At 36.9% G+C, this 13,220-nt stretch carries 10 protein-coding genes; 6 read left to right on the top strand and 4 right to left on the bottom strand.

Going from position 1 to position 13,220, the window contains the following annotated elements:
- Positions 1-140 precede the first annotated feature (140 nt).
- Both CRS_RS23745 and CRS_RS23740 read right to left on the bottom strand, forming a co-directional pair.
- Positions 141-1,565, bottom strand: coding sequence for a DUF5689 domain-containing protein (locus tag CRS_RS23745; RefSeq protein ID WP_142726424.1), 1,425 nt, complete (start codon positions 1,563-1,565; stop codon positions 141-143).
- A gap of 24 nt (positions 1,566-1,589) precedes the next feature.
- Positions 1,590-4,466, bottom strand: coding sequence for a carboxypeptidase-like regulatory domain-containing protein (locus CRS_RS23740; RefSeq protein WP_142726423.1), 2,877 nt, complete (start codon positions 4,464-4,466; stop codon positions 1,590-1,592).
- 251 nt (positions 4,467-4,717) lie between these two features.
- On the opposite strand from CRS_RS23740, the gene CRS_RS23735 reads away from it, so the two are divergent.
- Together CRS_RS23735 and CRS_RS23730 are read left to right on the top strand one after the other, a co-directional pair.
- Positions 4,718-5,908, top strand: a complete 1,191-nt coding sequence (locus tag CRS_RS23735) for an endonuclease (protein ID WP_142726422.1) — start codon at positions 4,718-4,720, stop codon at positions 5,906-5,908.
- Positions 5,909-5,959: 51 nt separating this feature from the next.
- The gene (locus tag CRS_RS23730) at positions 5,960-6,379 is read left to right on the top strand and encodes a DUF6146 family protein (RefSeq protein ID WP_142726421.1); all 420 of its coding nucleotides are present in this window, start codon (positions 5,960-5,962) and stop codon (positions 6,377-6,379) included.
- Positions 6,380-6,446: 67 nt separating this feature from the next.
- On the opposite strand, the gene CRS_RS23725 is transcribed toward CRS_RS23730, so the two are convergent.
- Together CRS_RS23725 and rho are read right to left on the bottom strand one after the other, a co-directional pair.
- On the bottom strand, positions 6,447-7,043 hold the full coding sequence (locus CRS_RS23725) for a superoxide dismutase (protein WP_142726420.1): 597 nt from the start codon (positions 7,041-7,043) through the stop codon (positions 6,447-6,449).
- A 259-nt stretch (positions 7,044-7,302) separates the two neighbouring features.
- The gene (gene rho / locus CRS_RS23720) at positions 7,303-9,141 is read right to left on the bottom strand and encodes a transcription termination factor Rho (protein WP_142726419.1); all 1,839 of its coding nucleotides are present in this window, start codon (positions 9,139-9,141) and stop codon (positions 7,303-7,305) included.
- A gap of 144 nt (positions 9,142-9,285) precedes the next feature.
- On the opposite strand from rho, the gene CRS_RS23715 reads away from it, so the two are divergent.
- From CRS_RS23715 to CRS_RS23700, 4 genes are all read left to right on the top strand, one after another.
- A complete protein-coding gene (locus CRS_RS23715; protein ID WP_142726418.1) occupies positions 9,286-9,675 on the top strand; it encodes a DUF4293 family protein in 390 nt (129 codons plus the stop codon).
- 174 nt (positions 9,676-9,849) lie between these two features.
- Entirely contained in the window at positions 9,850-10,770 is a 921-nt protein-coding gene (locus tag CRS_RS23710; RefSeq protein ID WP_142726417.1) for a M28 family peptidase, read from the top strand.
- Positions 10,771-11,002: 232 nt separating this feature from the next.
- Positions 11,003-12,841, top strand: coding sequence for an ABC transporter ATP-binding protein (locus CRS_RS23705; protein ID WP_142726416.1), 1,839 nt, complete (start codon positions 11,003-11,005; stop codon positions 12,839-12,841).
- A 17-nt stretch (positions 12,842-12,858) separates the two neighbouring features.
- Complete coding sequence (locus CRS_RS23700; protein WP_142726415.1) at positions 12,859-13,206, top strand: DUF1801 domain-containing protein; 348 nt, start codon at positions 12,859-12,861, stop codon at positions 13,204-13,206.
- The last annotated feature ends 14 nt before the right edge of the window (positions 13,207-13,220 follow it).

Below are 13,220 nucleotides of genomic sequence, written 5' to 3'. Positions count from 1 at the left end.
ATAAATTAATCATCACTAAAATACGAGAAATAAAAATTTTTGAAACCATACCATAATTTTTGATCAAAAAGAAGCCAGCCCTATCGGGCTGGCTTCTTTGAAATTATAATGAAATAACACGACCACTTTAAAAGAAAGAATTACTCAATTTTGATGTTATCAATCTGAAGATCATACACTCCGTCTTTTCCTGTTTTAAGGGCAAACATAGTTTTTCCAGGGGTAATATTAAGATCTGTAAGACCTGTAAGAGTAAGCTCAATCAGCCTCCATTGTCCGTTCGTATTGATAGCCCCGTTATATGAATTTGTACTTTCTGGACTTAAAGTGGCACCTGTAGAAAATGTTCCTAAATTGAATGTATAGAAAGCAGACGTATTAGGAGCAAGTGGTGTTGCTCTGTATACATTGAAAGAAAGTGATTTTCCTGATGCAGTACCTTTGATATACATGGTAATTCTTTTTGGAGCCGCTGGTATTCCTGACGCTGCATTCGATGTAAATACATAGTCATTATTGGAAGGTGTTCCTTTAATCTGAAGGGAATTTGTACCATTGTATCCTAAACCAATACCTTGTGTAGCATAAGGCATAAGCCCAAAGCTATTTAAACTTGATAAGAAAGATGGCCAGTTTTCAAAATCAGATCCTGGGAAAAGATTAACAGCACTAGCAGATGGAAGTTCAGGCTCACCGGGAGTGAATCTGTCGTTCGGGAAGTTTATATCATAAAGATCTCTGATATAAGCCTGTTCTGTATAAATTGTAGTGTTGCTTGTACCTGTATAACGGCTTAAAAGAAGAACGATATCACCACTTTTTGCATACTTAGGAGAAATTGGAGACTTCGCAAAAGTTGCATAGTTACTGAAACGAAGATCTAATCTACCTGCTTTTTTATCTGTAATATAACGGTCACCTGTTCCCGATTCATCAGCAAAAGTTTTTGTTAATTCAGGATCTTCAAACTGAACATTTTTAATTTTTACAAGCTGGTTGATGTGAGCACCGTTTTTCAGTGCATCCGAGATAGAAGCGAACTCTAATGGCTTCATTGTAGCTACAACTGGCTTTTGCCCGTCACAAACTCTTGCAATATAATTGGAAACTTTGTTCGGGTTGATTCTACCGATAGGATAGTTAGGATCATAAGAACCTACTTTAATGTTTCCATTAACTCCCTGAACGATTAATCCTTTCAGGTTGATTCTCAACAAAGCTCCTGTTGGGAAATCAAGATACTGGTTTCCTCCGTCGATATCAATCTCAATCCCCTGTGTAGGGTTTTCAGGTTTATCCTGAAGGAACATCATTTTATAAATATTCCCAGACTCATCACTTGAAGAAACATACGCTTCAACGATATAGTCTTCTGTAATGATATCTGCAGCTGTAGGTTTTGGCTTTGCAATCGTCGCAAGTTCTGACAACTGGTGATTAGCTGCTGCAAATTTGTTGGTACATTTAATCTCCGGTACTTCATAATCATCAGTTTTTACACAAGACGAGAACGTCAGCATGGAAATGGCACTGAATACCGCTGCTTTAAAATATATATTTTTCATTGTTTCGATTTTTAATTTAATTTTTTAGAATCTGAATTGAAGGTTAACAAAATAAGATCTACCCTGGTTATACCAATATTTAGGTGCGAATACCATATTTCCGCTGTCATAATCATTCGTATAGTCAGTATAGTTAACGTTTCTGGTCTGCTCAAATCCACCCGTAATATAATTTCTGTTATTTAAAATGTTATTGACAGATGCAGACACCAACACATAATATTTACCGATCATCCATGATTTACCTGCATTCACGTTGAAGAAGAATGCTGAAGGTAATTTTGTAGGAGCCAGAACTCTTGCAAGCTCCTCTTCCGTTACGTTGTCATAAGGAACTCCCGGTGTGTTAGGGTTTGTATAGAATCTCGCTGTTCTGGTTACAGGAGACGGATCTAGGAAAGAGTGTCCGAAATAGTTCCATGTTGCTCCAAGCCACCAGTATTTAGGGCTGCTGTAACGTAGACCTAAAGTATAGGCTTCCTGAGGAGTTCCACCCTGTCTGTAATTCTTAAGGGTAGCTTCCCCCATGTTGGTGTAAGACCTTGATACGATATTTCCGTTTCCATCAAGCTCTCTGAATGTTCCAACCGCATCAGATGCAAAATAAACAGTAGGATTATTAGTATAAGTATACTGTCCTAAGCTTAATAATCCGCTAGCGGTTAAAGTAGGAGTCACTTTCACCTGTGCACCAAGTTCAATACCCATATTTCTCTTGTTAGCTCCTGCCAATACCTGTGTAATGAAAGCACCATCCTGAATCGGGGCCTGATCTCCGCTTTCTGTCAGAGTTGTCAGCTTAACTCCCTGTGCAAAGTATCTTTGTACACTTGTTTCATTCTGAGTATTAACAAGATATCCTGTCAGTCTAACTTTTAGAATCGGAGTAGAGATTACATAGCTCAAATCGTTTGCATCAATAACAACGTTTTTGATACCCGGAGTCGTAACACCACTTACTCTTGTATTAAAATAAATATCATTTAAAAAAGGAGACTGTGAAAAATAGGCTCCGTTATAAACAAGGAAATTTCTACCGTTGATCTTATAGGTAACCTGTCCTTTGACACCAGCATTCCAGAAATTCTGGTCCGCTCCTTTTCCGTAAGATGACTCATACAGATAATGCTGGAACAATCCTTCTCTGCTGTTGGTCGTATAACCGAATAATCCGGAAACAAAAACATCAAATTTACCTGTTGAGAATTTGAAAGCTGGATTTATTTTGAATTCCTGTCTTCTGAAAATATAGCTGTACCCGATTTTATCTCCTTCTCTTTTGGCAACATCAGTATCGCTTTCTCTTGTATTGAATTTTCCCCAAACACTTCCTGCTGTTGTATTGGATGCAAACGGGTCCATATTAAGAGCAAAATCAGCTCCTAAAAGATCATTTACCTCTCTATACTGTTCAGATCTGTAATTCTGATATGATAAATTTAAAATAAAACGGGAGGTATCATTAAAATTATAAGTATAGTGAGTTGCTACATTCCATACTTTATCATCTTTTACATCATCCACCAGATAATAAGCAGCTCTTCTGCCTCCAAGAAAAGCATTGTATTGTACGTTTCTGTTGGCATTATAAAGATTATCCCAGTTGATCTGAGTATGTGACTGGTCATCATTGGTCCACCAGTCTCTTGTAATTCCGATGTTGGCAGCCTGCTCCGGAGCAGGGTTCTTATAGTTTAACCAATAGCTTGGTAAATTACGGTAATAGGTTGGAGACGGGTTATTGGCTCTGTACCAGTCTAGTCTTGAACTGTATTCTTTACCGAACTGATAAGATACAGACGTCCACAATTGAGAGTTTTTATTGATTTTCCAGAAATCCTGCAACTGGATCATTGGCTGGAAGCCTCTTTTCACTCTTTCGTTTCTTTTATCCCCGTTTTGCCATCCCCAGTAAGAATTATAATGAACTCCTCTGAAATCATATACTTCCTGAGTACTTGGACTTGAAGAACTTCTTGCATATTTAGAACCAATCGCGTTTAGGGTCATGGTATGGCTGTCGCTGAATTTCTTCTCAATACCAATATATCCACTGTACGCATCATAGGCAGTACCATCCTGAATTCCTTCCTGTGCCCATCTTCTGGCAATCATCCCTGTAAATGCCCATCCGTTCTTGTTCATCCCGGAAGAAAATCTGTAAGATAATCTGTTGGTATAGTTTCTGTTGGTCAGAGAGTAAGTAAGCTGACTTCCTTTTCTGTACTCGCTGGCTTTAGTATTCTTATAAAATACTCCGGTAGTTCCTCCGAAAGCATATTCGGAAGGTGCATGATTGGCTGAAATTTCCGGATAACGGGTAATTTCGTTCAAACCTCCCCATGTGCTGAAGTCTACATCTCCATTATCTGCAGCAGCCATAGAAACCCCGTTGATCATATTCTCCCCTGTTCTGCTATCAATTCCTCTCGGTCGGAACCAGTATGGTCCTAAATCGAAACTTGCAATTCTGTTGAAAACATCCTGGGAAGACTGTAGCAATCCTACAGTTGCAGTCTGCTGTGCACCACCGCTGTCACTTTCTCCAGAGTCCTCTACAATGGCTAAACCCTGATCTGCACCATTCAATGCAGAATAAAGAGTAATTACTCCAAGATCTTTTCTTTTCTCATCACTGGTTACATCAAATTCAAAAATTTTAGTTTCAAAATTTGGTTTTGTAACCATAATTTGATAATGTCCAGGCATCAAATCAGTAAATTGGAAATAACCGATTTTGTCTGCCTTTGCATCATTTCCTGCTCCTTTTAAATCTACATTTGCTTGCTCAACAGGCTTTCCGTCCGCATCCTTAAGATACGCAAACACTGTTGTCTGCGCATAGTAATATGAAGCAGGCAGCAAAGTAAATAAAGAGATTAATGATAGTTTTTTAATCATGAGTATATTTATTTTTTTAAATACTTTTCTTGTTAATTTTCAACGGTTTAAAAGTTGGGGGCACAAATTTAATCAAATTTTACAATTCACAACTTTTTTAACATTATTTTTTCTTAACATTGCAAACTTTTAAGAATCATTATATAAGAGTGTTTCAATTTACTGCTTTTAAATTTACAAATATTTAAAAGGCAGTGAATTAAAAAAAAGTAAATTTGTAAATTAAACAGTATTAATAATAACTAAAAGAGATGAAAAGATTTTCGACTCTGTTGGCCATTTTTATTTCGATCATGGCATTCTCGCAACAACAAGGGAAACTGAGAAAAGTGGCTACCGTAGGTTTTTTAAATGTAGAAAACCTTTGGGACACCATCCGCTCTGCAGATTATATTGACGGGACTAAAGACATCAGAAACCCTGCATTTCACAGAAGTATTCCTATGGATTCTATCAAGTTCCTGGAAGCTGAAAAATATGATGGTCCATGGAGTGACAGTGCTTTAAAAGGGAAAAAAGTAGTAAGAGAGCAAAGTGGTTCTGATGAATTCACTCCTAAAAGTGCCAAAAACTACGGAACAAAAATTTATAAGGCAAAACTGGCCAACGAAGCCAAGGTAATTTCTGAAATGGGAGCACAATATACCAAAACAGCTCCTGCGGTAGTGGGTTTAATAGAGGTTGAAAACAGACAGGTTATTCAGGATCTGATCAATGAGCCTGCTTTAAAGAAATATGATTACGGAATCATTCATTACAATTCATATGATTACAGAGGAATTGATGTTGCACTGATCTATCAGAAAAGAAGATTCACCCCCACCAATTCATTAAAAAAGGAACTGGTCATTTATGGTGACAACGGCAAAAGAGAATATACGAGAGATATTCTTGTCGTAACAGGATTTTTAGATAATGAAAAAGTAGCATTTTTCATGAACCACTGGCCTTCAAGAAGGGGCGGTGAAGCGATTTCTTTACCTAAAAGAAATGCCGCAGCTGCATTATTAAAACAACAGATGGACAGTGTAAGGGCTGCAGACCCGACAACAAAGCTTTTTGCAATGGGTGACTTCAATGATGATCCTGTAAGTCCAAGTTTAAAAAATCATCTGAAAGCTCAGGCAAGCCCTAAAGATTTAAGTGAAGAAACCCCATATCTTAACCTGATGTACCCTTTATATAAGAAAGGAGTTGCTTCTTTGGCATATCAGGATGCACCCAACCTCTTTGATCAGATTATCGTTTCTAAAAATGTAATCTCAGATCAGGTAACCAAAGAATACTCAGTATATAAAGCAGAAATCTTTGCCCCTGCTTATCTTGTAAACAAGGAAGGAAACTATAAAGGCTATCCGTTCAGATCCTGGAACGGAGACCAGTTTACAGGAGGCTACAGTGACCACTTCCCGGCATTTGTAGTTCTTCAGAAAGAACCATAAAAAAGTTAGGCACTCTTATTGGAGTGCTTTTTTTATATAAATACCTTAATCATGAAAAATATTATTCTATTAGTATTGTTCGCATTGGTCCCTTTCAGCTGTTTTTCTCAGGAAACACCAAAGAAAGATAAAGAGCAGCATGAAATGAAACCATCCAAAAATGAAGACGGGGAATGGGATCTTACCGTCATCGATACCCAGTTTGATTATTTTCTGAGCGCTGTGGCCAAACCCATCAGTCAGTACTCAGAATCCTATCTGAAGGCAAAAAACACATTTCTGGTCAACGAATGGAACAGCTATTATAATTCCGGCAGGTATAGAAATATTATTGAATCCGGAATAGATTATGATCCAAAGGAAAATTATGGGATCAAGTTTGAATATAAACTATACCAGGTTTTTGCATATGTAAACTGGAAATACAAGCTAAAAATGAACGGACTATCCGGAGCTGATGCCATAAGGTAAAATGTAAACTTAATAAAAAAGGTTCAGAGCAATTTCTGAACCTTTTCATTTTTATAATAGCTGAAAATTATTTATTGAATAATTCCTCTACTTTATCCCAGTTTACCACATCGAAGAATGCAGAAACATAGTCAGGTCTTCTGTTTTGGTAGTTTAAATAATAAGCATGCTCCCAAACGTCCAATCCTAAAACCGGAGTTCCTTTAACGTCTGCTACAGGCATTAATGGATTGTCCTGGTTTGGTGTAGAAGATACAGATACAGAACCGTCAGCATTTTTTACTAACCAAGCCCATCCTGAACCGAATCTTGTTTTGGCAGCATCAGAAAAATCAGTTTTGAATTTATCAAAACCACCGTAATTTTCGATAGCAGCTTTTACATTTCCTACCGGCTCCTTGCTTCCTCCAGGAGTTAAAATTTCCCAGAATAAAGAGTGGTTGAAGTGTCCACCTCCATTATTTCTTACTGCAGGCTTATCTGTTCCTGTCTGGCAGATCTCCTCAATTGTTTTTCCCGCCAGTTCAGTTCCCTCAATTGCTTTATTTAAATTGTCAATGTATGCCTGGTGATGTTTTGTATAGTGGATCTCCATAGTTCTTGCATCAATAGTTGGCTCTAATGCATCATATGCATATCCTAATTTTGGTAATTCAAATGACATAATCTTTATTTTTAATGTTATATCCAAAAATAGCCAATATTTAAGGTATTATCAAAGATTGGGGATTACTTTAATAAATCTTTAACATTGATATATTGATTTAGAATGAATTAAATTTTCAGGTAAGGAAGTTTTGAAGATGCTAATTGGGACTAAAAACAGTTTTAATTTTAAATATGGCTATTGTTAGAATTTCAGATTTCAGCAAAAAAAAGCACAAACCCAACGGTTCATGCTTTTTAATTAACAATAATTAAATTTATTTATTCATAGACATCAGGAATTCTTCATTATTAAGTGTTCCTTTGATGTTTTTATCAACAAATTCCATAGCTTCTACAGGATTCATCTCAGAAAGATATTTTCTCAGAATCCACATTCTCTGTGAAGTTACTTCATCAAGCAGAAGATCATCTCTACGGGTACTTGATGCTACAAGATCAATAGCAGGATAAATCCTTCTGTTAGCGATTTTTCTATCCAGCTGAAGTTCCATGTTACCTGTACCTTTGAATTCTTCAAAGATTACTTCATCCATTTTAGATCCTGTATCAATCAATGCAGTGGCAATGATTGTAAGAGATCCTCCTCCTTCAATTTTTCTTGCTGCTCCGAAGAATCTTTTCGGTTTGTGAAGAGCATTAGCATCCACCCCACCGGAAAGCACTTTTCCTGATGCAGGGGTTACGGTGTTGTATGCTCTCGCCAATCTGGTGATAGAATCCAGTAAGATGACTACATCATGACCACATTCTACCATTCTTTGTGCTTTTGCAAGAACAAGGTTGGCTACTTTCACATGCTTTTCTGCTGCTTCGTCAAACGTAGAAGCAATAACTTCTGCATTTACACTTCTTTCCATATCGGTAACCTCTTCCGGACGTTCATCGATCAGAAGAACCATCATGTATACTTCCGGGTGATTCGCGGCAATAGAATTCGCGATATCTTTAAGCAACATCGTTTTACCTGTTTTAGGCTGCGCAACAATCATCGCTCTCTGCCCTTTTCCGATAGGTGCAAATAAATCCACAATTCTTGTGGACACTGTAGATCCGCTTCCTGCAAGATTGAATTTTTCTTCCGGGAAAAGAGGTGTCAGATATTCAAACGCTACACGGTCTTTGATAAATGCCAGATCACGTCCGTTAACCTCTGTAGGTCTTAACAGTGAAAAGTATTTTTCTCCTTCTTTCGGAAGCCTTACAATTCCTTTTACGGTGTCTCCCGTTTTTAAACCAAAATTTCTGATCTGTGCTGTAGAAACATATACATCATCAGGAGAAGAGATATAACTGAAATCTGATGAGCGTAAGAATCCGTAGTTGTCAGGTAAAATTTCCAGAACACCTTCAATGCTTACCAATCCATCAAAATTAAATTCTTTTTTATGGTCATTCTGCTCCTCTGCCTTGTCAGAATGCCTGTTTTGATTCTGATTCTGGTTTTGGTGCTGCTGATGTTGGTTCTGGTTTTGATTTTTATGTTGATTTCCACTGTTCTGTGGATGGTTGTGTCCTTTTTGAGGTCTGTTAGCCTGTTGTTGAGGGAGATTGTTAGGCTTTTCTTCAGCCTGTGCAGGCTCTTGAGATTCTGTGTTTTTTGGAGTTTCTGTTTTTTCCTGGGATACTTCTGTATTACCTGTATTGGTAGAAACTCTTTTTCTTTTCTTTTTTGCCTGAGCCGTTTGTGCTGACTCTTCTGTTGTTGCAGCTACAGCGGTTTCAACTTTTGGCTCTTCTGGTTTTATTTCTTCAGAAGCCGGTATCTTTTCTTCTGTTTTTTCCTCTGCTTTAGGTTCTACCGGAGCTTTTGTATTTGTATTTGTTTTTGGCTTGGCTGCTGTTTTTTTGGGGGCAGCTTTTTTTGCCGGGGCTTTAGCAGGTTTTTCTGCTGGAGCCTCTTCAGTATTTACACTGGCAGGTTCTGTGGCGTTGAAATAATCTTTTGCAACTTTAGGATTAGAAGCCTGAAAGTCAAGAATAGCAAAGATTTTGTCATTTTCATTGCTGTTTCTTGCAACTTTAACGCCCAAATCTTTTAAGATTTTAGTCAGTTCCGTTACGGATTTTGACCTTAACGTTTCTATGTTAAACATATTTAATGTAAAAATGTAATTAATTGTGAGTAAGAAAAGTAAGTCCGGTGACTTTTGTTTTCAAGTACATTGTATAATGCAAATCTACACTTATTTTTGAATTGTGCAAAATTTATATTATTTTTGCCAAGAATTTAATATTCAATGCTACAGAGAATACAAACTATATGGACATTATTAGCAGTTTTAGCTGCTGTTTTCCTTTTTATAACAGGACAGGATGCTGTCATTTCAGACCGTATTCCGTTAGTTAATATCGGCTGTATAATACTTGTTATTACTGGAGCATTAAGTATTTTCAGTTTCAAAAACAGGAAAAGACAAATTTTGCTGAATACCATCAGCATCATTATAAACGCTTTGTTGATTGGTGTATTGGCGTACTGGTTACTAAATTTATCCGGAGGAATTCAGTTTCCTGAGAAGGGTATTGAGCCGGTTTTCCCATTGATCGCGGTGATATGTCTGCTTATTGCAAACATTTACATCCGTAAAGATGAGAGGCTCGTAAAATCTGTAGACAGACTTCGATAGCCTTACAACGATTTTTTGAGTGAGAACAGCTTCTTTTAAGGAGCTGTTTTTTATTTTTCTGATATTCTATATACACATCCAGTTCGTACAGATCAATTAATTTATGTAAATTCATTGCAACTTTTTAGTCCAATATGCGACAGATCATATAACTTTTAATTTTAATAAAAGACAATGAAAAAGCTAACGTATCTTACATTATCTCTATTTTCCATGGCCACCTTTGCACAGGCAGTTTCCAAAGACAGAGTAAAAACAGTGCTTTCCACTCTCGCATCAGATGAAATGAGAGGCCGTGAAATCGGCACTCAGGAAAATGAAAATGCAGCGAATTATATTGCTAAACTTTTTAAAGAAAATAATCTGGAATACTGTACCGGAACATCCTATCTGATTCCTTTTGACTATAATGGAAAAACAGCGTACAATGTCTGCGGGATCAAAAAGGGAAAAACAGATCAATACCTGGGGTTTTCAGGACATTTTGATCATATAGGGACCAGTGATAAAAGCGGAGACAATATTTATAACGGAGCGGATGATGATGCCAGCGGAATCACCACCCTTATTGGCATTGCCGATTATTTTAAAAATAAGAAACCTGAATTCTCTATGGTTTTCATGGCATTTAATGGCGAGGAGAAGGGCATGTTGGGATCAAGGGCCATTTCAACAGATAAAAATTTAGATCCTATTTACAATAAGATGACAGCACTTTTCAACTTTGAAATGGTAGCTACAGAATCTCAGTGGGGGAAAAACGCATTATACATGACGGGTGACGGATTCTCTGATCTTGATGAACTGTTTAATAAAAACGCTGTCAATGGATTAAAAATCAATGCAGATCCTTATGCCAAACAACAGCTTTTCTACCGCTCAGACAATGTCAGCTTTGTAAAAAAGAAAATTATCGCCCATTCATTCTCTACGGTTGATATGACGAAAGCATCCCATTATCATCACGAAAATGATGATATCAACATTGTTGATTTTGATAATATGACACAGATTATCAATAATTTTGGAAAAACACTGGAGAAACTGAGTCCTAAAAATTTTGCTCCGAAGTATAACGACCAGGTAAAATTTTAATGGGATCATCATACAAAACCGCTTTTCAGCGGTTTTTATTATTAATCTCTCATCCTTCTTATCCCTGTCTTGACAGAATACTCAATGGTATCTGTCAAAAAAAAACAAAGCCCAATAGTACCGAATTGTAACAAAAAGACATTTTTTGGAACTTATCCATTAAAGTAAAACAAGATTAAGAACGTCTTATCTTTTAATTTTACGTAATTTTGCTATCCAATTTTTTCATTGAATGAACGAATACAAAAAAATCTTAAAGTTCGCGAAACCACATCAGAAATATATATACGGAAGTTTATTTTTCAATATCCTGTATTCTGTATTTCAGATTGCTTCCTTAGGGACCATCCTGCCCGTTTTGGGAATGCTCTTTGGTACTATAAAGCCTGAGAAGTATGAAAAAGCTCCGGTGTATTCTGGTGAGATTGTTGATTTTTTCTCTTATTTAAAAGAATATTCCAACTATTATGTACAGACGTTGGTAAGTGAACATGGTGCTCTTACCGTTCTTGCCTGGCTGTGTATAATTACTGCATTTATGTTCTTTTTAAGAAATGCATTCCGGTATTTCGGTTCTTTATTATTGATCAATTACCGCGTGGGCGTAACCAAAGACTTGCGTGGAGCGATGTATAGAAAAATACTTTCTCTTCCTGTTTCATTCTTTACGGAGAGCAGAAAGGGAGATATGATGTCCCGTATGTCTAATGACGTAGGAGAAGTAGAGGGAAATATTTTAGGAAGCTTAATTGAACTGATCAACGCCCCTTTTATGCTGATCAGCACCTTAGTCACTTTATTTTTCCTGAGCCCGGAAATGACTCTTTTCTCTTTACTGGTTCTTCCTGTAATGGGAACAATGATTGCACTGATCGGAAAAAGCCTTAAAAAAGATTCACATGAAGCACAAAGTGAGCTGGGAACCATTTTCTCCATTGTGGATGAAACATTGAAATCTTCAAAAGTCATTAAAATATTTAATGGTGAGAAAATCATGAATAACAGATTCATGCATTCTATGAACAAATGGATTTCAAGCTCTATTAATTTGGGTAAAAAGAAAGAACTGGCTTCTCCAATGAGCGAATTCTTAGGCTCTATTACCTTCCTGATCATTGCCTGGTATGGAGGAAAACAAATTATTGTTGAGCAAAGTATTTCTCCGGCAGACTTCCTTGTATTTTTAGGAATGTTCTTCCAGATTTTACCTCCTGCAAAAAGTTTATCTACTTCTATTTCTAACGTTCAAAAGGGAGAAGCTTCCCTGAAGAGAGTATTGGAAATCCTTGAAGCCGATGTAAAGATTGAAGAAATTGCAGAGCCTGTATCTATTACAACGCTTCAGAATAGTATTGAATTTAAAGATATTGGATTCTATTATGATAAAGCGAATCTTATTCTTAAAAACTTCAATTTAACCATTCCTAAGGGAAAAACGGTGGCTTTGGTAGGACAAAGCGGAAGTGGTAAAACAACCATTGCCAATCTTTTAGCAAGATTCTATGATGTTTCGGAAGGGGAAATCCTGATAGACGGTACAGACATCAAACATCTAAAATTACAGGAGTACCGACAGCTCCTGGGAATGGTAACACAGGAATCAGTATTATTCAATGATTCTGTTTATAATAATATCCTGATGGGTAAACCTGATGCTACCAAAGATGAAGTAATTGCAGCAGCTAAAATCGCCAATGCAGATTCTTTCATCTCCAATCTTTCCGAGGGATATGATACCAACATCGGGGATGACGGAAACAAGCTTTCCGGAGGTCAGAAACAGAGGGTTTCTATAGCAAGAGCCGTATTGAAAAACCCACCAATCATGATTCTGGATGAAGCCACGTCCGCGCTGGATACGGAATCTGAAAGATTTGTACAGGATGCTCTTGAAAAAATGATGGAGAACAGAACTTCTTTGGTCATTGCTCACCGTCTTTCAACCATTCAGAAAGCAGACTGGATTGTAGTAATGGAAAAAGGCGATATTGTAGAACAGGGAACCCACCATGACCTGATTGCAAAAAGAGGAATGTATCACAAGCTTGTCGAACTTCAAAATTTTGATTAATCCTTAACTGAATTAAAATGAACCCTATACAGGAGTATTTCTACAGAATCGAAGAGCCTGAAAGAAGTACTCTTTTATTTTTGCGTGATAAGATTCTGGCTTCAGATCCCGAGAATATTTCAGAAACATTCAGTTTTGGGCTTCCATTTATCAAATATAAAAAGAAAATGCTGTGCTATTTTTATTACAGCAAAAAATATAAGAAACACTATATCAGCTTTTACCATGGAGATAAGCTGGATTATCCTGAACTGATACAGGACGGCAGAAAGAAGTTCAAGATCCTTCTTATTGATATGGAAAAAGATCTTTCTGTAGAATTTATCATCAATCTGACAGAAGAAATTAAAAAATATATAAAATAAAAAACTCCGGTACG

The sequence above is a fragment of the Chryseobacterium sp. ON_d1 genome (genome assembly GCF_006829085.1).
In the GTDB taxonomy this organism is placed as follows: Bacteria; Bacteroidota; Bacteroidia; order Flavobacteriales; family Weeksellaceae; genus Chryseobacterium.
The sequence above is the reverse complement of the archived record's forward strand: the minus strand, read 5'-3'. Positions and strand labels throughout refer to the sequence as shown.

What these genes read in the sequence shown, in the direction of transcription:
- CRS_RS23745 (WP_142726424.1), bottom strand. Translation starts at nt 1,565, where the DNA reads ATGAAAAATATATATTTTAAAGCAGCGGTATTCAGTGCCATTTCCATG.
- CRS_RS23740 (WP_142726423.1), bottom strand. Translation starts at nt 4,466, where the DNA reads ATGATTAAAAAACTATCATTAATCTCTTTATTTACTTTGCTGCCTGCT.
- CRS_RS23735 (WP_142726422.1), top strand. Translation starts at nt 4,718, where the DNA reads ATGAAAAGATTTTCGACTCTGTTGGCCATTTTTATTTCGATCATGGCA.
- CRS_RS23730 (WP_142726421.1), top strand. Translation starts at nt 5,960, where the DNA reads ATGAAAAATATTATTCTATTAGTATTGTTCGCATTGGTCCCTTTCAGC.
- CRS_RS23725 (WP_142726420.1), bottom strand. Translation starts at nt 7,043, where the DNA reads ATGTCATTTGAATTACCAAAATTAGGATATGCATATGATGCATTAGAG.
- rho (WP_142726419.1), bottom strand. Translation starts at nt 9,141, where the DNA reads ATGTTTAACATAGAAACGTTAAGGTCAAAATCCGTAACGGAACTGACT.
- CRS_RS23715 (WP_142726418.1), top strand. Translation starts at nt 9,286, where the DNA reads ATGCTACAGAGAATACAAACTATATGGACATTATTAGCAGTTTTAGCT.
- CRS_RS23710 (WP_142726417.1), top strand. Translation starts at nt 9,850, where the DNA reads ATGAAAAAGCTAACGTATCTTACATTATCTCTATTTTCCATGGCCACC.
- CRS_RS23705 (WP_142726416.1), top strand. Translation starts at nt 11,003, where the DNA reads ATGAACGAATACAAAAAAATCTTAAAGTTCGCGAAACCACATCAGAAA.
- CRS_RS23700 (WP_142726415.1), top strand. Translation starts at nt 12,859, where the DNA reads ATGAACCCTATACAGGAGTATTTCTACAGAATCGAAGAGCCTGAAAGA.